Origin of the sequence: Arthrobacter sp. Rue61a, assembly GCF_000294695.2 — a bacterium.
In the GTDB taxonomy this organism is placed as follows: domain Bacteria; phylum Actinomycetota; class Actinomycetes; order Actinomycetales; family Micrococcaceae; genus Arthrobacter; species Arthrobacter aurescens_A.
Window position 1 is genome coordinate 4,383,094 of sequence record NC_018531.1, and the last position, 21,305, is coordinate 4,404,398.

The 21,305-nt window shown below is 62.8% G+C and carries 17 protein-coding genes and 1 riboswitch; of the genes, 8 read left to right on the forward strand and 9 right to left on the reverse strand.

The window, feature by feature from the left end; genetic code table 11:
• Nucleotides 1-116 precede the first annotated feature (116 nt).
• Complete coding sequence (gene cycA, locus ARUE_RS19990) at nucleotides 117-1,577, forward strand: D-serine/D-alanine/glycine transporter (RefSeq protein WP_187329903.1); 1,461 nt, start codon at nucleotides 117-119, stop codon at nucleotides 1,575-1,577.
• A gap of 86 nt (nucleotides 1,578-1,663) precedes the next feature.
• Here the strand turns inward: cycA and ARUE_RS19995 are convergent, their stop codons facing one another.
• The 8 genes from ARUE_RS19995 to ARUE_RS20030 form a co-directional block, all read right to left on the reverse strand.
• Nucleotides 1,664-5,677 (reverse strand): CLIPPER-2 domain-containing protein, encoded by a 4,014-nt coding sequence (locus tag ARUE_RS19995; protein WP_286139838.1) that lies wholly within the window; start codon nucleotides 5,675-5,677, stop codon nucleotides 1,664-1,666.
• A gap of 250 nt (nucleotides 5,678-5,927) precedes the next feature.
• Nucleotides 5,928-6,686, reverse strand: coding sequence for an iron ABC transporter ATP-binding protein (locus ARUE_RS20000; RefSeq protein WP_011776457.1), 759 nt, complete (start codon nucleotides 6,684-6,686; stop codon nucleotides 5,928-5,930).
• A 25-nt stretch (nucleotides 6,687-6,711) separates the two neighbouring features.
• The gene (locus tag ARUE_RS20005; protein ID WP_014923080.1) at nucleotides 6,712-7,746 is read right to left on the reverse strand and encodes an iron chelate uptake ABC transporter family permease subunit; all 1,035 of its coding nucleotides are present in this window, start codon (nucleotides 7,744-7,746) and stop codon (nucleotides 6,712-6,714) included.
• Nucleotides 7,739-8,746 (reverse strand): ABC transporter permease, encoded by a 1,008-nt coding sequence (locus ARUE_RS20010; RefSeq protein ID WP_014923081.1) that lies wholly within the window; start codon nucleotides 8,744-8,746, stop codon nucleotides 7,739-7,741. The genes ARUE_RS20005 and ARUE_RS20010 overlap by 8 nt, the downstream gene beginning before the upstream one ends.
• Nucleotides 8,747-8,757: 11 nt before the next feature.
• Nucleotides 8,758-9,708, reverse strand: a complete 951-nt coding sequence (locus ARUE_RS20015) for a siderophore ABC transporter substrate-binding protein (RefSeq protein ID WP_011776460.1) — start codon at nucleotides 9,706-9,708, stop codon at nucleotides 8,758-8,760.
• Between the two features lie 171 nt (nucleotides 9,709-9,879).
• Nucleotides 9,880-11,028 (reverse strand): mannitol-1-phosphate 5-dehydrogenase, encoded by a 1,149-nt coding sequence (locus tag ARUE_RS20020; protein ID WP_014923082.1) that lies wholly within the window; start codon nucleotides 11,026-11,028, stop codon nucleotides 9,880-9,882.
• The gene (locus tag ARUE_RS20025; protein WP_014923083.1) at nucleotides 11,028-13,088 is read right to left on the reverse strand and encodes a PTS mannitol transporter subunit IICBA; all 2,061 of its coding nucleotides are present in this window, start codon (nucleotides 13,086-13,088) and stop codon (nucleotides 11,028-11,030) included. The genes ARUE_RS20020 and ARUE_RS20025 overlap by 1 nt, the downstream gene beginning before the upstream one ends.
• A gap of 66 nt (nucleotides 13,089-13,154) precedes the next feature.
• The gene (locus ARUE_RS20030) at nucleotides 13,155-13,877 is read right to left on the reverse strand and encodes a TetR/AcrR family transcriptional regulator (protein ID WP_014923084.1); all 723 of its coding nucleotides are present in this window, start codon (nucleotides 13,875-13,877) and stop codon (nucleotides 13,155-13,157) included.
• A gap of 129 nt (nucleotides 13,878-14,006) precedes the next feature.
• Here ARUE_RS20030 and ptsP point away from each other — a divergent pair, with 129 nt between their 5' ends.
• From ptsP to ARUE_RS20060, 6 genes are all read left to right on the forward strand, one after another.
• Nucleotides 14,007-15,707: a phosphoenolpyruvate--protein phosphotransferase gene (gene ptsP / locus ARUE_RS20035; protein ID WP_043471555.1), complete on the forward strand. Its 1,701-nt coding sequence runs from the start codon at nucleotides 14,007-14,009 to the stop codon at nucleotides 15,705-15,707.
• Nucleotides 15,708-15,737: 30 nt separating this feature from the next.
• Nucleotides 15,738-16,016 (forward strand): HPr family phosphocarrier protein, encoded by a 279-nt coding sequence (locus tag ARUE_RS20040; RefSeq protein ID WP_014923086.1) that lies wholly within the window; start codon nucleotides 15,738-15,740, stop codon nucleotides 16,014-16,016.
• 114 nt (nucleotides 16,017-16,130) lie between these two features.
• Nucleotides 16,131-16,550, forward strand: a complete 420-nt coding sequence (locus ARUE_RS20045) for a helix-turn-helix domain-containing protein (RefSeq protein ID WP_014923087.1) — start codon at nucleotides 16,131-16,133, stop codon at nucleotides 16,548-16,550.
• Nucleotides 16,551-16,568: 18 nt separating this feature from the next.
• A complete protein-coding gene (locus tag ARUE_RS20050; RefSeq protein ID WP_014923088.1) occupies nucleotides 16,569-17,231 on the forward strand; it encodes a maleylpyruvate isomerase family mycothiol-dependent enzyme in 663 nt (220 codons plus the stop codon).
• Between the two features lie 14 nt (nucleotides 17,232-17,245).
• On the forward strand, nucleotides 17,246-18,037 hold the full coding sequence (locus tag ARUE_RS20055) for an alpha/beta fold hydrolase (protein WP_043470789.1): 792 nt from the start codon (nucleotides 17,246-17,248) through the stop codon (nucleotides 18,035-18,037).
• A gap of 112 nt (nucleotides 18,038-18,149) precedes the next feature.
• Nucleotides 18,150-18,413 carry a DUF6480 family protein gene (locus ARUE_RS20060; protein ID WP_043470792.1) on the forward strand — a complete coding sequence of 88 codons (264 nt, stop codon included), beginning with the start codon at nucleotides 18,150-18,152 and terminating at the stop codon, nucleotides 18,411-18,413.
• A 3-nt stretch (nucleotides 18,414-18,416) separates the two neighbouring features.
• On the opposite strand, the gene ARUE_RS20065 is transcribed toward ARUE_RS20060, so the two are convergent.
• Nucleotides 18,417-19,481 (reverse strand): ATP-dependent DNA ligase, encoded by a 1,065-nt coding sequence (locus tag ARUE_RS20065; RefSeq protein ID WP_014923090.1) that lies wholly within the window; start codon nucleotides 19,479-19,481, stop codon nucleotides 18,417-18,419.
• Between the two features lie 250 nt (nucleotides 19,482-19,731).
• Nucleotides 19,732-19,877: riboswitch (cyclic di-AMP (ydaO/yuaA leader) on the forward strand.
• Nucleotides 19,878-19,879: 2 nt separating this feature from the next.
• Here ARUE_RS20065 and ARUE_RS20070 point away from each other — a divergent pair.
• Nucleotides 19,880-21,205, forward strand: a complete 1,326-nt coding sequence (locus ARUE_RS20070; RefSeq protein WP_014923091.1) for a hypothetical protein — start codon at nucleotides 19,880-19,882, stop codon at nucleotides 21,203-21,205.
• Nucleotides 21,206-21,305: the final 100 nt, after the last annotated feature.

Consider the following 21,305-nt stretch of genomic DNA (forward strand, 5'->3'; position numbering starts at 1 on the left):
GAGCTTTCGCCATGCAGACCGATTCGCCATTGGTCAGACATTAGCTATAGCTTTATCGAACAGATTTGTAACGGCCGTCACCATTGTGGCGGATCCTTCGAAGGGTTCTTGAACTAATGTCCGACCAGACAACACAGGGGAAGCTCCACGTCTCCAGCAGGGACTCCGAGCCCCACCTGTCACGCTCGCTCAGCAACCGCCACATCCAGCTCCTGGCCATCGGCGGCGCCATTGGAACCGGCCTCTTCATGGGCTCGGGCAAAACCATCTCCGTCGCCGGCCCCTCCGTGATCTTCGTGTACATGATCATCGGCTTCATGCTCTTCTTCGTCATGCGCGCCATGGGCCAGCTGCTGCTCTCCAACCTGAACTACAAGTCCTTCAGCGACTTCGCTGGCGACCTCCTTGGCCCTTGGGCGGGCTTCTTCACCGGCTGGACCTACTGGTTCTGCTGGGTAGTCACCGGCGTGGCGGACGTCATCGCGATCGCGGGATACGCCAACGAACTTTGGCCGGGAATCCAGCTCTGGATCCCGGGCCTGGCCACCATCATCATCCTGCTCCTCCTGAACCTCCCCACGGTCAAAGCCTTCGGCGAAACCGAGTTCTGGTTCGCATTGATCAAGATCATCGCCATCGTGGCGCTGATCGTGGTGGGCCTGGTGATGATCTTCACCGGGTTCCAGTCCAACGCAGGAACCGCTAGCTTCACCAACCTCTGGAACCACGGCGGCTTCTTCCCCAAGGAATTCATGGGCTTCGTAGCCGGTTTCCAGATTGCCGTGTTCGCGTTCGTGGGCATCGAGCTGGTAGGAACCGCCGCTGCCGAAACCAAGAACCCGGAGCACAATCTTCCTCGCGCCATCAACGCAATCCCCCTGCGCGTCATGCTTTTCTACGTAGGCGCCCTGATCATCCTCATGTCCGTCACCCCGTGGACCGAGTTCAAGGCAGGCCAGAGCCCGTTCATTGCCATGTTCTCCTTGGCCGGCCTTGGAATGGCGGCTACGGTGGTCAACCTCGTAGTTCTCACCTCGGCCATGTCGTCTGCCAACTCAGGCATCTACTCGACGTCCCGCATGGTCTACGGCCTGGCCAACGACGGCGACGCACCCAAGCTCTTCGGCAGGCTCTCCAGCCGCAAGGTACCCCAGAACGCACTGTTCCTTTCCTGCGTCCTGCTGCTGGCCGGCGTCGCTCTCCTGTACGCAGGCAAGGACGTTGGCGTGGCATTCGACATGGTGACCACCGTGTCCGCGGTCTGCTTCATGTTCGTCTGGTCCATCATCCTGGCCAGCTACCTCGTGTACCGCAAACGCCGGCCCGAACAGCACGCGGCGTCGCCGTTCAAGATGCCCGGTGGCATCCCGATGGTGTGGGTGGTATTTGCGTTCTTCGCGTTCCTCGTCTGGGCGCTGACCACACAGCCGGACACTCTCACCGCACTGCTGGTGACGCCCATCTGGTTCGCCATTCTTGGCGTCGCCTACGCGGTTGTCCGCAGGTCGCCTCTGCATCAGGCCCGCGTGGCGGAGTGGAAGGCGATGGCTGAAGGGGAAACCGCGGCAGCGCGCTAACTCTCGGAAACAAGTAAAGCCCGACGTCGGCACCCAGCTTTGGGGTGCCGACGTCGGGCTTTTGACTTTCTTTAGCGCGGAGTGAGCTACGCCCTCTTACGTCGGCGGCCGGCAATCACTGCCACGCCTCCAGCTATCAAGAGCGCTACTGCGCCCCAGAGTGCGACGACAAGACCGGTTGCGCCCGTTTCAGGCAGCTTTTCCGTCGCGGCGGGAGGATCCGTCGCGGCGGGAGGATCCGTCGCGGTAGGAGGATCCGTCGCGGTAGGAGGATCCGTCGCGGCGGGAGGATCCGTCGCGGCGGGAGGATCCGTCGCGGTAGGAGGATCCGTCGCGGTAGGAGGATCCGTCGCGGCGGGAGGATCAGCGGCTACGGGCTGAACATTCACCTCACTTGAATCACTTCCTGAGGGAGCTTTCCCACCAGGTGCCGTGGCGGTGACCACCACAACGTTGAGGTAGGACGTGGTGACGTTGGCCTGGGCGATGACACGGCTGGCCGTCTCACCCGGCGCGAGGGTGGCTACCGGCTCAATGTCTCCCAAGGCAGGGTCATCGAAGCGGACATCCGTAAGCACCGTATTGCCTGTGTTGGCCACGCTGATCTTCCAGTAGACGGTGTCACCGGAACTGATGGTCTCAGTCTCGCCCCACGGCCCGTCCTGGCTGGTGGAAACGAGCTTTTCCACCGTCAAACCAGGCACTGCGCCGAAGTAGAACGAATCATCCGAAGCACTCAGATCAGGACCACCATTGGGATCAGCCGCCGAAGCCCGCACAGTGTTCTTGTACTGACCCTCAACAGCCTTACCCTGAGCCGACAACTCAACAGAATCCCCCGGAGCCAACGAAGGAACCGTCTCCGAGAACACCTCCTTGCCGGCACTGTCCTTATCAACAACCAGAACATCCTTCAACGCAACGTTCCCGGTGTTGGTCACCGTGTACGCCCACTTCACATCACTGCCAGGAACCAACTGCGGACCCGGAGCAGCCTCAACATCCTCACCATTAGTCGTCTTCACCACAGACAACCCGGCTTCGCCGGTACGGTACCAAGACTCAGCGGTAACCGGTGCGGGCTGCTGGGCCAACGGGGTTCCTTCTGCGTCGGTGGCCGTGGCCGTTGCGGTAGCTGTGTTGTGGTACTGACCTGTCACGGCGGTGCCATGAGCGGTGAAGACCCGGGTTTCGCCGGGAGCCAGCGCGCCTGTATCACTCGAGGTGGGAACCAACGTGCCCGCGTTGCCATCTCCTGCCAAGAATTCATCGGAAACTGCCACATTTGAGAGCGGCGTCTTGCCCGTGTTGGTTACCTCGTAGGTCCATGTCACGTCCGAACCGTTGGTGACGATTGCACCGGGAGCTGACGAGTAGGCTTTTCCGTTGGTCTTCTTCACGATTCCCAAGCCAGGAGCACCAGTAACATTCACAGCAGCCTGGTTAGTAGCGAACTGTACTGGTTCCCCGTTGTAGGTTCCCGCTGCCACGAGGACGTTGGTGGCCTTCTGTCCGAAGCTGGGATCGCCCGTCACCTTGGTAGGAACCACCAAGGTGAAGTCATCGCCGGAAGCCAAGGCGTCAACGAACATCCGGAACGCAGTGGCGTTGACCGGATCAGTGGACCAGCTACCCGAGGTGGCATCTGTGGCGTCGGTGGAGTATTCGATCTTCGCTCCAACTGGTGCGCCCGTTACTGCACCTGCAAGGACGACGTCGAAGTCGTCGCCTGTTGCTACTGCCGGCAAACGGTCAAAGAAGGTGGTACCGGTAACCGGGTTTGGCAGGACGTTGCTGACGTAAACCTGCCAGTATGCGTTCCTGTCAACGGTGGTTGCCAAGGACCAGGGACCAGTTGCCGAGGAACTGGACAACTTATCGAGCAGCAAACCACCGGCGATGTTAAGCGACACACGGCCAGTAGCCTTGGCGACACTCGACCGTGCAGCATCGAAGTTGTAGATGTCTTCGCCGAAGAAGGCACCGTAGCCCGTCATCGCCACCGTCTGCTCGGCCTTGCCGCCATCAGCAACTCCGACGAAACGCGGGTCTGATGTGTAGGCATAGGACTCGACTTGGACGGAGGAGGAGTCGGGGTGGTAAGCCTTGGCAAGGATCGTCACCGGAATGTCGTACTGCCATCCTGTGTTTTCAACCCGGCGGTCTGAAGATTCCTTGGGGTCCCGCATCGGGCTGATCTGATCGTAGGTCAAGGTAACCACCTGCAGTTCACAACCGTCTGCGTCCGTGACCCGAGAGGTGGAATCCACCGTCACCCCGTTGCCGATAGTCGGGATGGGCTCCACTCCCACAGCAAGGTCCGTAACCGGCGTGATGGTCTTGGTGGGGTCGTACTGAACGCCGCAGGGAAGCACCACAGACATCGCGGCATCCTTGTAGGTTTCCGAGGGGTTTTGGTTCACGATGCCGGCCCTGATGGTGCCTGCATCACCCACGCTCAGGACCGAAGGAGCAGAGACGTTGGTGGTCAGGTACACAGAATCCAGAGGGGTAAAGGTATCGGACGCCTCTCCTGTCAGGTCGCCTGCCTTGAGCGTGGCGGTGTTGTTCACTGGTCCTGGCGCAATACCCGCAGGGCTGTTCGCCGCGAGCACACCAGCGGTGATATCGCGGAAGACCGGCACACTTCCTACTGTGACCCGAACCTCCGAGCTCACCCGAACTGTTTCGCCGCCGGGTGCAACGGAGATTCGCCACCCTGTCAGAACGGAGCCGACCGGCAGATCGAGCGTGTTGTTACCGTTGAAAGATTCCCAGCCGCTTGAACCGGTGTTCTGCACGGTCAACGCCAATGCTGTGTTGGTTGTTGGATTTGCAGGAATGAAGGTCTGCCACGCATCTGAGAAATCAGTCTGGTACTCAAAGGTGTAAGGGAGATTCTCCGTGGACAGCACCGGGCTGAAGGCCACGTTGATTCCAGTGACATCGTTGTGGTGATACCACCCCTCAGAACTGCTACCGGCTGCGCCGCTATCGGTGACAACGAGGTCGTCGGCCTCCGGGCTGTTCCGCGGTCCAAGGTAGGAGGCATTGACGTATGTGCTTCTCGCTATCATGCCAGCCGAGGTCTGCCCTCCTGACGATTTTTCAATAGCCGCAGTTACGCCACCGCTGGGGCTGAAAGCAGGGCCCTGCGCAGAGGCGGGGGAGCCGGCTCGAACCACACCGTTGGCGTCCGTGGTCTCCAACGTCACCGTGTTGACGGGAGGCTGCTGACCGTCCTCCCAGCCGGCAACATGGTCCGGGTACCGTACGGTAAGCCAAATGCCGGTTCCGCTCCGGTCCAGGCAGTATCCGGTATGGTCATAGCGTTCGTCATTGGTCCAGGTGGCTGCGGGCCATGCACTCGTGTCCCATTGACCAACGCCCGTTGAGGCAGAGGCGAATTCTGCGCCCGCGGGGAAGACGTCCGAGAGTTTCTGCGCAAAGGCGGAGAAACTCATGTAGCTTTCCTCCGAGCACACGTTGAACCTGTACGTCACCTCGCGATGCGTGGAGCCAGTAATAGTGGTGGCAATCTTTTGCGCCCGGTAATCATGCGGACCCGTGACGAGTGAGGTGACCGGCCCGGATGCTACTTGGCCGCTGGGGCCGCCGGTACCGGTCATCTCCGTGGTCAGCGGAAAGCCCTCGTATTTGTGCTCGTTGTCCACCTGCGACACCGTGTACACAACGCTGACCAGGTCCTCGGTGGTTTCGTCGAGGGTCATGCTCAATACCCGGGTAGCGGGATCGTAGCTATGGTTCAGCACTGGCGAAGAGGCACCAAGGGGGAGACCCGCGAAGGTGGTACCTTCCGGAAGTGTTGTGGTCATGGCTACGCCGGTTGCCGGATTGGACGAATCAACGCCGCTGAAATCAACGGTGGCGGTGTAGTTGTAGTTCTGGCTCAGCGGGACCGTTTCGGGGGCGGAGAGCGTGATGGTGAAATCACCGGCGGCTGCCATGGCCGGGGAGACGCCCAGCATGAGTGAACCCGCAGTGACTCCTATGGCAAGCATTGCTGCCGGCAAACGCAGGGCAGAATTCCTTGCCGCAAGGGTTTTTTTCCGGGCCCTGCGCAGGGGCCCCGCGCTCACGTCGGGACTCCTTTCCCGACGGCCGGAACGGTCCCATGACGGTAATGCAAACATCCACTGCTCCTTCGCTTAGTCCCGGGTGGCGCCGCCGGCGTGCACAAGACTGGGTGCACAGAACGGGGCGGTTAGGGGTAGAAAGTGAGCGTTCGCTCTCCTTCTTCTAAGTAGTGAGCGGGGTTCCGCAAACGTGACGGTCCCTGTTCCAACCTGGGAAACTGTGTTGATAACCGTTAGCGGAAGGCCAAAACGGTCAGGCGAAGTAGACACCAATGCGGTTGCCGTCGATTTCCTCGATGCGGATATCGATGTCGTAGACGTCGTAAAGCATTCCGGCGCGCATGATGTCCGAGGGTGCGCCTTGGTGGATGAGCCTGCCGTTCTTCATGGCCAGGATGGTGTCCGAGTAGCAGGACGCAAAGTTAATGTCGTGGACCACCAGCACAACGGTCTTTCCGAGTTCGTCAGCCAAACGCCGCAGCAGCCGCATCATTTCCACTGAGTGCTTCATGTCCAGGTTGTTGAGCGGCTCGTCGAGCAACAGGTATTCAGTGTCTTGCGCCAGGACCATGGCAATATAGGCACGTTGTCGCTGCCCGCCGGAGAGCTCGTCCACGAACTTGTCCGCCATGGATGTGAGGTCCAGCTGCCGGATGGCCTCGTCCACATGCTCCAAGTCCTCGATCGTCGGGCGGCCGCCGCTGTGCGGGAAGCGCCCAAACGCCACGAGGTCGCGGACCGTGAGCCGCATGGTCAGGTGGTTTTCCTGCCGAAGGATGGCCATGGTCTTGGCCAATTCTTTGCTGGGTGTCGCGGCCACATCCAGCCCGGCTACGGAAATTCTCCCGGCGTCCATGGGCTGGAGGCGGCTGACCAACGAAAGCAGTGTGGATTTGCCCGCACCGTTGGGGCCGATGATGGACGTGATGCCGCCACGGGGAATCTCGCAGCTGACATCGTCCAGTACGGTGGTGCCGCCGTAGCGCTTGGTGACGTTCCGGACGGTAATCATGGGCGGATTCCGCTCATCTTAGCGGTCATTTCAGTGAGCCTTTCAGCAACAGGTAGAGGAAGAGAATGCCGCCGGTGAACTCAATGATCACGCTCAGAGCCGTGGCGAACCCGAACACGCGTTCCAGCAGCAGCTGGCCACCCACCAGTGCGATCGCACCAATGAGGACCACGATCGGCAGCAACCAGGCGTGCCGGAATCCCCGGCAGAGCTGATAGCCGAGGCTGACCACCAGGAGCCCGAAGAACGTCACAGGACCCACCAGCGCAGTGGAAATCGCCACCAGCAGCGAGCATGCCAGCAACACACGCATCACCACACGCTTGTGGTCGACGCCCACGTTGATGGCTACTTCACGGCCCAGCGCCAGGACATCCAGGGTGTGCCTCATGCGCCAGACGCCAAAGCACACGGCAGCGACCAAAAGCGCGGAAACACCCAAGAGCCCCGGGTCCACGTTGTTGAAGCTGGCAAAGAACAGGTCCTGCAGGATGATGAACTCGCTAGGCTCCATCAGCCGCTGCAGGAGCGAAGAGAAACCGCGGAACAACGTGCCCAGGACAATTCCCACGAGCAACAGCAGATGCAGCGATCGCGTGGCTCCGGTGAACATCCACCGGTACAGGAACGCGCTGAACCCCACCATCAGCAGGATCTCCAGCCCGAACTTGAGCGTGGAGGGAGCCGTAGCCAGGGTCGCAGCACCGGCCACGAAAGCCAGCGCGGTCTGCACCAGGATGTACAGGGAATCGAAGCCCATGATGGACGGCGTCAGGATCCGGTTGGCCGTGACGGTCTGGAACAGCAGCGTGGACACGCCCACCGCCACGGCCACCAGCAGCATCGCGGACACCTTGATGGCCCGGCGCGGCAGGATGTAGGCGATGTTGCCCTTGAGGTCGATGGTCAGAAACACCGCAACAAGCACGACGGCGGCAATCGCCAAAATGGCGATCACCAGTCCGGGAGGGGTGCTTCGGACAGCGTCCCGCCAGCGAGTGCGCGCGGATACGGGAGCGACGGGCGTCAAGGATGGAGACGGCACGGAGGTTTCAGGCATTGCGTTTCCTCAGGAGCAGGAAGAGGAAGAGGATGGCGCCAAGGACAGACATGACCATGCCCACAGGAACCTCGTAGGGGAAACGGATGGTCCGGCCGATGATGTCGCAGAGCAGCACGAACGCCGCTCCAAAAAGCGCAGTCCATGGAACTGCCCGGCGGAGGTTGTCACCGAACAGCAACGAGACGATATTGGGGACCACGAGTCCCAGGAAGGGAACAGCGCCAACAGTGGTGACAACGACGGCGGAGATCAGGGACACGATCATCAGGCCGAGCCGCATGGTGCGGGCGTAGTTCAGGCCGAGGTTGGTGGTGAAGTCCTGTCCCATGCCGGCCACGGTAAAGCGGTCAGCAGCAAAAAGGCCTGCCAATACCAGGACAGCCACGATCCACAGAAGTTCATAGCGTCCGCGGAGCACGCCGGAGAAGTCGCCGATCATCCAGTTGCTGAGCGTCTGCAGGAGATCAAAGCGGTAGGCAAAAAACGTAGTGATTGCTGCAATAACGCCGCCCAGCATGATGCCCACCAAGGGAATGAGTAGGGTGTTGCGGGCAGGGAGCCGGCGCAGGATCGCCAGGAACAACGCCGTGCCGAGGATCGCGAACACAGACGCCACCAGCATCTTGGTGAGTATTGGAGAGTCCGGAGCCAGCACTGTGACCACCAGAATGCCGAGTGTGGCCGACTCCACGGTGCCCACTGTGGACGGCTCAACGAACCGGTTCCGGGCCATGAGCTGCATGATCAACCCGGCGACGGCAACGGCCATCCCGGCCAGGACCACAGCCAGGGTCCGCGGCACCCGGGACACCCAGAAGATTTCCCAAGCGCCGGCGTCGTTCGCCAACAGCGCGGGCAGTGAGACGTCACTGACCCCAACGAAGATGCTGCCGACGGCGATCACCAACACAACGGCAGCAGCCGCAACCAGGCGGGCGGTCTCGCCAGTCCGGTTGCGGCTTGCTGGTGCCGTGGGGCGCACGGCTGTGGTTGTCACTTCAGTGAAGGCTAAGCGACCGAGTCGGCCACTGCGGTGACCATGGCCTGGACGTTGTTCAAGCCATAGCCCACGATGTACCAACCTGCGGGATCCAGGTTAACGATCTTGCTGTTCTTGGCGGCGTTGGTGGACTTCACGAGCTCGTTGTCCAGGATCGGGTTGGCCGTGGAGCCGGCCGTGCCAATCGCAGTGTCGCGGTTGATGACGTAGAGGATGTCCGGGTTGGTTTCCTTGATGTATTCGAAGGAAACGGCCTCGCCGTGGGAGCCCTCGGACTTGACGTCGGCCGCCGTCGGAACGCCCAGGACGTCATGGATGATGCCGAAGCGCGAGCCCGCGCCGTACGCTGTGACTTCGCCGCCGGAGGTCAGGACGATCAGGCCCTTGCCGGCGGTAGCTGCCTTGGCCTTGGTGTCGGCCACGGTCTTGTCTACCTCGGCGAGCTTGGAAGCGACTTCGTCTTCCTTCTTGAAGATCTTGCCGAGCTTCTCGGTCTGCGCCTTGAAGCTTTCCATCGGCTTGGCCGCATCCACGGAGAGATCGATGGTGGGGGCGATCTTGCTCAGTTCTTCATAGGCGCCGGCGGTGCGGCCTGAGACGATGATGAGGTCCGGAGCAGCGGAGCTGACGGCTTCGAAATCGGGTTCCTTGAGGGAGCCGACCTTGGTGTACTTGGTCTCGGAGAACTTCTTGAGCGCCTCCGGGTAGCTGGCTTCGGGAACACCGGTGGGTTCGACGCCGAGCGCGTTCATGGTGTCCAGAACGCCCAGATCGAACGTGACAACCTTTTCCGGGTTCACGGGAACGTTGGACGTGGAGCCCTGGGCGTGCTCGATGGTGATGGTGCTGGCTTCCTCGGGCTGCGAAGACGCCGTTGCCCCGCCTCCACACGCCGTAACAGTAAGCAAGGCAGCGCCTGCAGCCAGTGCCCCGATGTAGCTCGACAGCCTCTTCTTCACGCCTGTACTCCACTCACTAATAAGTCATAGATGTGTTGCCTAATTGCCTGTTGACTCTATTAGTAAGGTGAGGCTAACTTCAAAACCGAAAGGCTCTCCAGCGGGCAAAAGTGACGGAACTCACTTGTTTTTCTCCCGCCGGAGAGCCTTTATGACAATCGGTTGTGGAAATTACGCTTCAGCCTGCCGATCCTCCACGAGCTTTTGCAACGCCGGGAACAGCGGGTGCGTCGGCGTCAGTTCCGTGATGCGTTCGACGGCGGCAGCCGCGTCCAGTTCGGACAGCAAGTTGGCAAGCTCCACGGCTTCGTCGTCGTTACCGTCGTCGAAACGGAGGGCTGCAGACATTGCCTCAAGCAATGCCGCCGGCGTGACGCCGCGTTCGGCCAACTCCGCCGCCGGACCAACGAACCGTTCGTGCCGGCTTAGCTTCCTCAAAGGCGCCCGGCCCACGCGGTTCACGGTATCGGGCAGGTGCGGGTTGGTGAAGCGGGAAAGGATCTTCTGGACGTACGCTTCCTGCTCAGCCTCCTCGAACCCGTGCTTGGCCACCAGCAGTTCCTTGGTTTCCTCCAGCACCGCCCGGACCTTCGATGCCACAGCCGGATCCGCCATGGCATCGGAGATCTTCTCAAGCCCGGCTGCGTAGCCGAAGTACGCAGCAGAAGCATGGCCGGTGTTCACCGTGAACAGCTTGCGCTCGATATACGGCCCCAGCTCGTCCACGAAGGTAGCTCCGGGAATCTTCGGGGCGTTGCCACCGAACGGCGTACGGTCGATGACCCACTCGTAGAACGTCTCCACAGTGACGTCCAGGCCCTGGCCTGGCGCCTGGTTGGGGACGATGCGGTCCACTGCGGTGTTGGCAAAAACCGCGACGGCGTCCAGGTCGCCGGCGGAGTCGTCCCAAGCCGCCCGGATCTCCGCGCGGAGGAGGTCCGTGGCATTGATGGCGTTCTCGCAGGCCATGACCTGAAGGGGTGGCAAGTCCGCGGGCCGGACGGCCAGCCCGCGGGCGATCACCGGCGCCACGAACTTCAGGATGTGCGGCCCCACAGCAGTGGTGAGCACATCCGCCGTCGAGATTTCCTCCACAACAGCAGCTTCCTGCGAAGCGGAATTGAAGGCACGGAAGCCGCTAACGGTCTTGACCGCCGGGTTCTCGCCTACCTCGTGGACGTCGTAGCTGCTTGCCGAGGCGAGCTGGCTGATCAGCGCGTCCGCAACATCCGCGAACACCACCTCATAGCCGGCCTCGTGAAGCAGCAGCCCCACGAAGCCACGCCCGATGTTGCCTGCCCCAAAATGAACTGCCTTCACTATGCGTTGACCTTTCCGAACAGCTCCAAAACTTCATCAACCGTGGTTGCCTCCTCCAACTGGGCCACCTGTGCCTTGTTGGTGAAGATCTTGGCGATCGAGGACAGGATGTGGAGGTGCTCATTGTTGAGGCCTGCCACGCCAACCACAAACTTCACTTGCTTGCCGCCCCAGTCGATGCCCTCCGGGTAACGGATGATGGACACTGCCGAGTGGTTGATGTGTTCCTTGGCATCGTTGGTGCCGTGCGGGATCGCCAGGAAGCTGCCCATGTACGTGGACACGGATTCCTCGCGCTCGTGCATGGCGTGGACGTAGCTGACATCCACGGCACCGCGATCCAGCAGGAGCTTTCCGGCCTCGTCAATCGCTGCGTCACGGTCGGTTGCAGTGCCGTTCAGGACCACGCTTTCGCGGAGCAGGACACCTTTACCTTCGGCGGCTTGACCTTCGACGGCGGCAACCGGCTCGGCGACATGCGCACCGTGGCCGGCGGCTACTGAGGTTGCGGCGGCGGGCTGGGCTCCGGCGGTGGATTCCGCCGTCGTTCCTGCGTCGGAAGCCGCACCTTCAGTGTTGCTGCTCCGGACCAGTTCAACAATGTCGTCGTACTTGGGGCTATTCATGAAGTTGTCCACCGAGTAGTGGACGGCGCTGGCCGTCCTCGGCTGGGCGCGTTCGGTCAGATCCTGGTGCGTAACCACCACATCGTAGCTGTCGTTGAGGTTGGCGATCGCCGAGTTGGTGACCTTGACCTCCGGGAAGCCGGCCGCCTTGATCTTGTTGCGCAACACCGAGGCACCCATGGCGCTGGAGCCCATGCCGGCGTCGCAAGCGAACACGATGTTCTGGACAGGGCGAGTGAGCACGGTACCGGCCTGGGCGCCAGCGTTGTTACCTGTAAGTGCCGAGGAGACGGAGCTCTTCTTGCCCTTCATGGCCTCCATGCGGGATGTAGCTGCGGAGAGGTCGTCCTCACCCTTGTTCTTGGAGAGACGGAGGATCAATGAAGCGATCAGGAAGGAGGCAGTGGTTGCAAAGACCACGGAAAGAATGACGCCCAAGTAGCTATCGCGGGACGTTTGGGCAAGCACGGCGAAGATCGAACCGGGGGCGGCCGGCGCCACCAGGCCTGCGTTGGTGACAGCGAGGGTTGCGATGCCGGCCATGCCGCCACCAATGGCAGCGAGGATCAGGACGGGCTTCATCAGGACGTACGGGAAGTAGATCTCATGGATGCCACCGAGGAAATGGATGATCGCTGCACCGGGAGCCGAAGCCTTCGCGGCGCCGCGGCCAAAGAACATATACGCCAGCAGGATGCCGAATCCCGGGCCGGGGTTGGCTTCGAGGAGGAAAAGCATCGACTTGCCCTGCTCCAGCGATTGCTGGATGCCCAGCGGCGTCAGCACGCCATGGTTGATGGCGTTGTTGAGGAACAAGACCTTGGCCGGCTCAATGAAGATGCTGGTCAGCGGGAGGAGTCCGTTGTTGACGAGGAACTGGACCACGTTCCCTGCGCCAGTGCTGAACGCCGTCACCAGCGGTGATATGCCGTAGAAGCCGAGGAGGGCTAGGATCGCACCCCAAATACCGGCGGAGAAGTTGTTCACCAGCATCTCGAAGCCAGGGCGGATCTTGCCGTCCCACAGGCGGTCGAGTTGCTTCATGGTCCAGCCACCGAGGGGGCCCATGATCATGGCGCCGATGAACATCGGGATGCCGGCGCCGACGATGACGCCCATGGTACCGATGGCGCCGACGACGCCACCTCGGACGTCATGGACCATTTTGCCGCCCGTGTAGGCGATCAGCAGGGGAAGCAAGTAGGTGATCATCGGGCCGACCAGGCCCACGTTGGGAACACCCTCGGCGTTGGTGCCGAAGCCACCGAGCACAGGCACAGGAATGTACCCCTTCTCGATGAACAGGGCCGTGATGAGGCCCCAGGCGATGAAGGCGCCGATGTTGGGCATGATCATGCCGGACAGGAATGTTCCGAACTTTTGGACACCAACGCGCACGCTGGTGCGGGGCTTCGCAACGGTCTCTGTTGCCATGTGAATTCCTAACGTGTGTCCCGCTGCGGCGCGGGGTCAGTCGATATAGATCGAGAGAGAACAGCCTTAGGAGCTGCTGGAAATGCGGTGAAGCCACTCAAGGAACAGCTTCAATTCAGAGCTGGAAAGTTGGTCCGAATGCGAGGCCTGCAGTGCCGCATTCAGGGCGATTGCCGCAACAACCACGGACGACTTACCGGAGTCGTCCGCTGCGGCGCCACGGGCGGTGTCCGTGGAGACGGCAAAAATCATGGAATCCCGGGTCATCGTTGAGAGCTCGAGGTTCCGTTCTTCCACCGGTTCTGCGATCAACATGAGCGTGACACCCACGTTGGCCGCCAGAATGCTTCGCGCCGCTTCGCGGGGCGGCACGTTGATCTGGCCGGAGATAGCGGCCTTGTTCAGCATCTCCTCCAGAAGCGCTTCAGCATCGGCCACGATTGCTGGGCGGCTTTCCGGCCGGATATTGCCGAACATCACCAGATACAGATGGGGTTGACTGAGTCCGAACTGGACGTGGTTGTCCCACATCCGCCGGACATCTTCCAAGGGCTCCCCGGACGGTGCAAAATCCCGCTCCCCCGCCACATACTCTTCAAATCCGGCCGATACGACGGCGTCGAACAGGCCTTCTTTGTCGCCAAAGTGGTGGTAGAGCGTTGGCGCCGTGACCCCGGCAAGCTTGGTGATCTGGCGCGTTGAGACCGCTGACCCCTCCGAATTCGCCAGCAATTCGGCAGCTGCGCGAAGCAACCGAATTTTGGGCGGAAGCTGGTCATCGAAACTCATAACCGCTACCCTAGCACCTATAGCGTTGCTATATGAAGTGGCTCACAAAGGAATTTTGTAGGCTAGTTTTCGAGGCTCCCGGTGCCGTCGCCGGAGGGCCTGAACCAACAAGCAGGAACAGAGGATTCAGTGCAGAATTTCCAAGGAGTAGGGGTAAGCCCTGGCCGCATCATTGGTTCCGTCCGCCAGATGCCCAAGCCGGTGAGTGAGCCGCCGTCGGGAGATCGATTGGCTGCGGACGTGAGCCCGGAAGACGCCGTCGCGGGCTTGAAAGCGGCTGCGCAAGCCGTCCATGACGAACTCAAGGGACGCGCGGACAGTGCTTCCGGCGACGGCAAAGCCGTCCTCGAAGCCACTGCCTTGATGGCCAAGGACACCATGCTCCTGAAATCGGCTGCCAAGCTCATCAACGCCGGGTCGTCGGCCGAAAGGGCCATCTGGGAAGCCGGCGCTTCCGTCTCCGAAATGCTGCACAACCTGGGCGGCTACATGGCCGAGCGTGCCACCGACGTCCTGGATGTCCGCGCCCGCATCGTGGCCGAACTTCGCGGCGTCTCCGCTCCCGGCATTCCTGCCTCCGACACGCCCTTCATCTTGGTGGCCGAGGACCTCGCTCCCGCCGACACCGCAACACTGAATCCCGCGGTGGTTCAGGCGCTGGTGACTTCAGGCGGCGGCCCGCAGTCCCACACGGCCATCATTGCGCGTTCGCTCGGCCTGCCCGCCGTGGTTGCAGCCCATGGTGTTGACGACATCGCGGATGGAACCGAGGTGTACGTGGACGGCGCGGCTGGCTTCATTGCCGTTTCGCCCACCGACGAGCACCGTGCGGCAGCTACGGCCTGGGCGGAAACCTCCGCCACCCTCGCCGAATTCGACGGAAACGGCACGACGGCGGATGGCCACCTGGTGCCGCTCCTCGCCAATGTGGGCGGAGCCAAAGACGCCGTGGCAGCTGCCGCTCTGGGCGCACAGGGTGTTGGCCTGTTCCGCACCGAGTTCTGCTTCCTGGAGCGCGACACCGAACCTTCCGTGGACGAGCAGGCCGCAGCTTACAAGGCCGTTTTTGACGCGTTCCCGGGCAAGAAGGTTGTGCTGCGCACCTTGGATGCCGGCGCCGACAAGCCCCTCCCCTTCCTCACGGATGCCACCGAGCCCAACCCTGCACTGGGTGTCCGCGGCTACCGCACCGATTTCACCACACCGGGCGTCCTGGAGCGCCAGCTCGAAGCCATTGCACGGGCAGCTTCGGAGTCCCAGGCAGACGTTTGGGTCATGGCCCCCATGATCTCCACCGCCGCCGAAGCCGGACGGTTCGCCTCACTGTGTGCCGCCGCCGGAATCCAAACGCCGGGTGTCATGGTGGAAGTTCCCTCTGCCGCGTTGACTGCTGCCACCGTGCTGCGCGAAGTCGGTTTCGCCTCTTTGGGCACCAACGACCTCACCCAGTACGCCATGGCCGCCGACCGCCAGCTTGGACCCCTCGCGGAACTCAACACTCCGTGGCAGCCTGCCGTGCTTCGGCTCGTGCAGCTCACCGTCGAAGGTGCGGAGCAGGAAAGCTCTGGTCGCGAAGGTACTGCCAAGCCCGTGGGTGTCTGTGGTGAGGCAGCAGCTGACCCGGCTCTCGCCGTCGTGCTGACCGGCCTGGGCGTCACCACACTGTCCATGACCGCGCGCTCCCTGGCCGCCGTCGGGACTGTGCTGAAAACCGTCACGCTGGAGCAGGCCCAGGAACTGGCCCGCCTGGCCCTTTCCGCGCCCAGCGCCACCGAAGCCCGAGACTGGGTCCGCGCCAAGCTGCCCGTGCTCGAAGAACTCGGCCTCTAAACCCTGTCTGTTTCTGTCGAAGGAGAAACCATGCCCGAACGCACAGCCACCATCGCCAGCCGCTCCGGCCTGCACGCCCGTCCCGCCGCCTTGTTCGCCGAAGCCGCGGGCGAGCAGCCCGTGGAGGTCACCATCGCCATGCAGGGCGACTCTGCCGATGACGCCCTCGACGCCGCCAGCATCCTTTCGCTCATGACCCTCGGCGCCGCTAAGGGCGACGTCGTTGTGCTGCGGGCCGAGGGCGACGGAGCCGACGCTGCGCTGGACGCACTGGTGAAGCTGCTGGAGACGGACCTGGACGCAGAGTAGTTTTTGCCCGGGCGGCCGTTTCGATGGTTCCCTGCCAACAGTGCCGTGCGCCCGGCATGACCCGCAGGGAACCCCCGAATCGGGCAGCCCACTCCCACAGGCTAGGCTTCTGCCATGGCATTGATAGCTCCCCGCGTCACTCCTGGCTTGCCCGCCGACGACGCCCGGAATCTGGCGCGCTCCCTCCAGGACAGCGACGACATCACCGTGTTCGTGGATGGCACGGTCCACCGCCTGCCGAACGAGGCCAGGGACGCCGTCGTCGACCTCCTCGCAAGACTGAGCCGCGGCGAAACGGTGACAGTGAGCAGCGTGGAGGAAATGCTCACCACATCCCAGGCTGCAGAGCTCGCGGGCATCTCTCACACCTATCTGCGCAACATGACCGATCGCGGCGAAATACCGGTGGAGTACCGGGGAACGCATCGTCGGATCCGGCAGGCCGCCATCATCGCCTGGCTGGAAACGCAGAAGAAGAGGCAGCAGGCCGAGGCGAGCGCAGGAGCTGACGTCTCCACCGATTCCCACAGCTAGCCACGCCGAGTCGCCAGCATGCTGTTCAATAGCGGTATGGCTTCAAGCTTTTCGACCGTTTGGCCCGTGGTGCACCATGAACGCCGCGCCCTGTTGCAGGATCTGGAGCCGCTTCCGGCAGCTCACTGGCAGACGCCGTCCGTGTGTCCCGGCTGGGACGTCCACGACGTCCTGGCCCACGTAATCGACAGCGCCAAGACGACGAGGTTGAGCTTCATCCGCCGGCTGGTTGCCTCCCGAATGGATTTTGACCGTGATAACGCCGTAGGTGTGGAGCGCGAAAAGACACGAGAGCCTGCGCAGACGTTGAACGGGCTGCGCGCGGTGCTTTCGCGGACCTCGGGTCCGCCGGCAAGCTTGGCTACCCGGCTGGTTGAGGCGTTCGTCCACGGAGAGGATATCCGGCGCCCCCTCGGAATCCGCCGCGAGTACCCTCCTGTCCACGTTGCCACCGCCCTCAAGTACCAACTCAGGACTACAACCAAAATGGGCGGCGGCAAAGAGATCGCGCAGGGCTGGCGCTTGATTGCCACCGACACCGCGTTTGACCACGGGGATGGTCCCGCAGTTGAAGGGCCGGCGATCGCGCTGCTTCTTGCCGTGTCGGGACGGCCCGTGAGGGACGACGAATTGAGTGGCCCGGGCGCACCGGTTTTCCTGCAACAATTGGGAATTCAGTGAAAGCAGGAGCAAAGATGACCGCGCTACTCTCTGCCGACGTCGAAGTCTTGGGCCTGACCGGCCGGATTCTTTGGACCGAGGGCGCGCCTGCGCCGGAACCGGACGCCGGGCCCATGTCCGAGCCCGCATATATCCTGATCCACGGCATCGGGGTGTCGCATCGATATCTGGCGCGGCTGCATGCTGTCCTCGCGGCGAACGCGCCCACGTATTCACTGGACCTTCCAGGTTTCGCCGGGACTCCCAAGCCTGGGCGCCAGCTTTCAGTGGAGGAATACGGCGCGTTCATTGCCGAGGCCCTGAAGTCCCGCGGTATCGACTCCTACGTGTTGGTGGGTCACTCCATGGGCGTGCAGTTTGCCATCGAAGCGGCCTTGCACGCCCCCGAGCAGCTCAGGCAGTTGGTACTGATGGGGCCGGTGGTGGATTCGCGGCACAAGAATGTGTGGCGGCAGTCGCTGGCCCTGACACTGGACGGAATACTCCGCGAGAGCCCCACGTCCAACATGATCGTCATGTCCGATTATCTCCGCTGCGGCCCTCGCTGGTACCTCACGGAACTGCCGGTCATGATGAAATACCCCACGGAGAAACGCCTCGCCGGAGTCCAGGTTCCGGTGCTGGTTCTGCGCGGGAGCCGGGACCATGTGGCGGGCCCCGAATGGTCGCTGCGGCTTTCGCGGGCCGTGGCCCAGGGGCGACTGGTGGAAATCCCGGGCGTCGGGCACGTGGCTCAGCACATGCGTCCCAAGGCTGTGGCGGATGCCATCCGGAGCTTCGTCACCGCCACGACTCCCCACCGCTGAAGGTAAAGTACGACGCAGCCCCATGGCTTGGGCGCCCCTTGTTGGGTCAGCACGTCCCGGCTAGGCTGACGAAGCAAGCACAATAGTAAGTTTGCTTACGAAAGGGCTGATCGTGACCGACAAAAACTCGAATGAAGAAACCCAGGGCTTCGGCGCAACCGGCGCAACCGGGCCTTACGACACCACCTCCGATGCCGACAGCATCCACGACGATCCGGACATGCGCCAGGACGAAGACGATGACCCCGCCGCTTCCGCCAACCCTGATCCCCTCGACGGAAATGTCACAGGCTTGGAGCCGGGCGGCGGCGTGCCTCCGGGCGAAACCCCACCGGCCGAGGGCAGCATGAGCAGCGACCAAGGCCACGAAGAGTAGGGGCTAGGGCAGCCTCAGGATTTCCCCGAGATCGTAGTCGGCAGGCTCTTCCAGTTGCGAGTACGTGCAGCTCTCGGGGGTCCTGTCCGGCCGCCACCTACGGAACTGCGTGGTGTGCCGGAACCTGTCGCCTTCCATGTAGTCGTACTTTACTTCGATCACCAGCTCGGGGCGCAGCGGCACGAAGGAGAAGTCCTTACCCCCGCTCCACCGGCTTTGGGCGCCGGGCATGCGTGAACCCCCGGCAGTTTCATCCTGGTTGGCCCACTCACCCCATGGGTGCTCGCTGAGTTCAACCTGGTACGGCTCCAGTTCTGCCACCAAAGCTTCCCTGCGGGCCATAGGGAACGATGCCACCACTCCCACATGATGCAGCCGGCCAGTGTCATCGTGCAGGCCGAGCAACATCGACCCCACAACTTTCGCGGTCTTGTGCCAACGGAATCCCGCCACCACACAGTCTGCCGTGCGCTCGTGTTTGGTTTTGAACATCACGCGCTTGTTGGGTTGGTAGGCCCCGTCCAACGGCTTGGACAGCACCCCATCCAGTCCCGCGCCTTCCAACTGCACGAACCATTCCTGCGCCCGCTCGAGATCCGTCACTGCGGGGGTCACATAGACAGGCGGATCGGCCTTGGCGAGCGTACGCTCCAAGATGGCGCGGCGCTCGGAGAACGGCTTGTCCATGAGGTTCTCGTCGCCCAGCGCGAGGATGTCGAACGCAATCATGGACGCCGGGGTCTTCTCGGCGAGCATCCGGACGCGGCTGTCGGCGGGGTGGATCCTTTGCTGGAGTACCTCGAATTCGAGCCTCTTGCCCTCGATCAGGACGATCTCGCCGTCGATCACGCATTTGTCCGGCAGGTTCTTCCTGAGCGCCTCCACCACCTCGGGGAAGTAGCGGGTCATCGGCTTCTCGTTGCGGCTGCCCAGGACGATCTCGTCGCCATCCTTGAAGACGATGGTCCGGAACCCGTCCCATTTGGGCTCGTAGTGCCCAACATCGGGGATTGTCGGAACGGATTTGGCGAGCATGGGCGAGACGGGTGGCATCACAGGCAGGTCCATAGACAATGTCTACCTGCCGGTGCACCGCGAAGCTAGTGTTAGGCCATGGATATCTCGCTCGATCCAGAAGATCCAGCATGAGCTACCTGCCCCGGCGCCAGCCCCGAAGCCTAAGTCATAGAACCCCCTCGCTTGCTCAGACCTACCGCCCGTTACATTAATGTGACTTTACTTTCCGGCTCATGTACCGTCGTAGGGCGACCCGTATCTCCGCTGGGCCGCTTCCGGATTGACGCCGAGCTCTGCCGCAATCCGGGATCCGCCAGACCCGCGGCAGAGACGGGGGACCCAAAAGTTCCCGGACTTACTTCAAGTCCTTGGGGTGAAGCCGCTTAGGCGGCCGGACGGCCTCGTCCGAACCCGACAGCTAACCTCGAAGGCGTTGAGAGGCAACCACCATGTCCCCAACCATGGATCAGCCGCGCCGCGCCCAGACTGAAGGCGAGCGCACCAAGCCAACCGGACGCCGTCGGGCCCAACCCAGCGGATTCCTCACCAGCGCGCAGGCGGACGCCGCGACGCCCGAAAACGCCGTTAAGACAGGCACAACGAACACAGGCACGACGCCGGAACCCGCCACTGCGGCCATGCCCACGGTTGCGATGCCCGCCACTCGTGCGGAGGTTCGTGCGGCCGAGCGGCAGAGGGCAGCCCAGGCTGTGATCGCGCCCGAACTATCGGCCCCCGAAAAGTCCGCGACCGAGCAGGCGGAACCGGCAACTGCGGCGATTCCCGCCGTTGAGGCCGCTCAGGCTGCAGCGCCGGCGTCCACCACACCGGGACCTCCCACCGCGGCCATTCCCATCGTGCCGCCAGCCGCCACGACACAGGGCTCCCAGGAAGACGAGACCTCGGAACCCGCAACCGCAGCTATTCCAGTGGTGCAGCCTGAGACCTCGGAACCCGCAACCGCAGCTATTCCTGTGGTGGCCGCCCGCGCGGAGTCGCCGCGCGGCAAGTCCCCGGCGCAGGTTGCTGCAGCCGCGACGGCATCGGCGTCCTTGGCCAGCCGCAAGGACGTTCGACAGCCTGCCGCGCGCACAGCAACCAGGTCCAACTTCGGGGCGGGGTCTTCATTTGGCCGCGAACCTCATGCCGCGCTGCGAAAAGCCGCGTCGGTCAAACACATGAGCCAGCGCATGGCCGTGGTTGCCGGTGCCCTTGGCCTCGTGTTGACGGCCGGAACGTTGGGGCAGGCCCTCGAGCTTCCTTTCTTCGGCCAGGAGACCCCGGTCCAGGAAGCCAGCGGCAGCGATGGCCGCACCTCGGCTTCGGCGTCGCCCGCGCCCAGGGCGTCCTACTCCACGGCGTCATCGCCGTCAGCTTCGTCAACAGCAACGGAGACTTCGGAGGCCGGCCAGCCGGCAACGGTGGCGGAAGCACCTCAGGCCGTGTCGCCGTCGTCGACTGCAACCCCCAAGGTATCCCTCGCGGACCCGGTATGGGTTCCTTCAGCCATACCGTCCTCTGTCCCGGCCGCGCCTGGCGCTGCCAGCCCGGTCCCCACGCAGCCGGCTCCTGCGCCGAGCGAGGTGCCGTCGGACACGATCACCACGCCGACGCCCACGGTGACACCCACGCCCACTCCGACACCCACACCAACGGAAACTGCTACGCCGACGTCCAAGCCACGGCCGGGCAAGCCGCAGGCCGCAACCACGCCGCAGCCCAGCGAGTCGGCTCTTCAGGACATCCTGGATGCAGCCCGGACGGCCCTCAAGTGAGCACCCGGCTGCCCCGTACCTCCACTCATGTGGGATGGCATAGCCGGCTCTGCAGCAGCAGCCGGACTGCCACGTTCCGCCGCCGGATGGGGCGCTGGAG

Bases quoted from the DNA above. Each gene is read 5' to 3' on its own strand.
- cycA (WP_187329903.1), top strand. From the start codon at position 117: ATGTCCGACCAGACAACACAGGGGAAGCTCCACGTCTCCAGCAGGGAC.
- ARUE_RS20000 (WP_011776457.1), bottom strand. From the start codon at position 6,686: ATGATTACCGTCCGGAACGTCACCAAGCGCTACGGCGGCACCACCGTA.
- ARUE_RS20005 (WP_014923080.1), bottom strand. From the start codon at position 7,746: ATGCCTGAAACCTCCGTGCCGTCTCCATCCTTGACGCCCGTCGCTCCC.
- ARUE_RS20025 (WP_014923083.1), bottom strand. From the start codon at position 13,088: ATGGCAACAGAGACCGTTGCGAAGCCCCGCACCAGCGTGCGCGTTGGT.
- ARUE_RS20030 (WP_014923084.1), bottom strand. From the start codon at position 13,877: ATGAGTTTCGATGACCAGCTTCCGCCCAAAATTCGGTTGCTTCGCGCA.
- ARUE_RS20040 (WP_014923086.1), top strand. From the start codon at position 15,738: ATGCCCGAACGCACAGCCACCATCGCCAGCCGCTCCGGCCTGCACGCC.
- ARUE_RS20045 (WP_014923087.1), top strand. From the start codon at position 16,131: ATGGCATTGATAGCTCCCCGCGTCACTCCTGGCTTGCCCGCCGACGAC.
- ARUE_RS20050 (WP_014923088.1), top strand. From the start codon at position 16,569: ATGCTGTTCAATAGCGGTATGGCTTCAAGCTTTTCGACCGTTTGGCCC.
- ARUE_RS20055 (WP_043470789.1), top strand. From the start codon at position 17,246: ATGACCGCGCTACTCTCTGCCGACGTCGAAGTCTTGGGCCTGACCGGC.
- ARUE_RS20065 (WP_014923090.1), bottom strand. From the start codon at position 19,481: ATGGACCTGCCTGTGATGCCACCCGTCTCGCCCATGCTCGCCAAATCC.
- ARUE_RS20070 (WP_014923091.1), top strand. From the start codon at position 19,880: ATGTCCCCAACCATGGATCAGCCGCGCCGCGCCCAGACTGAAGGCGAG.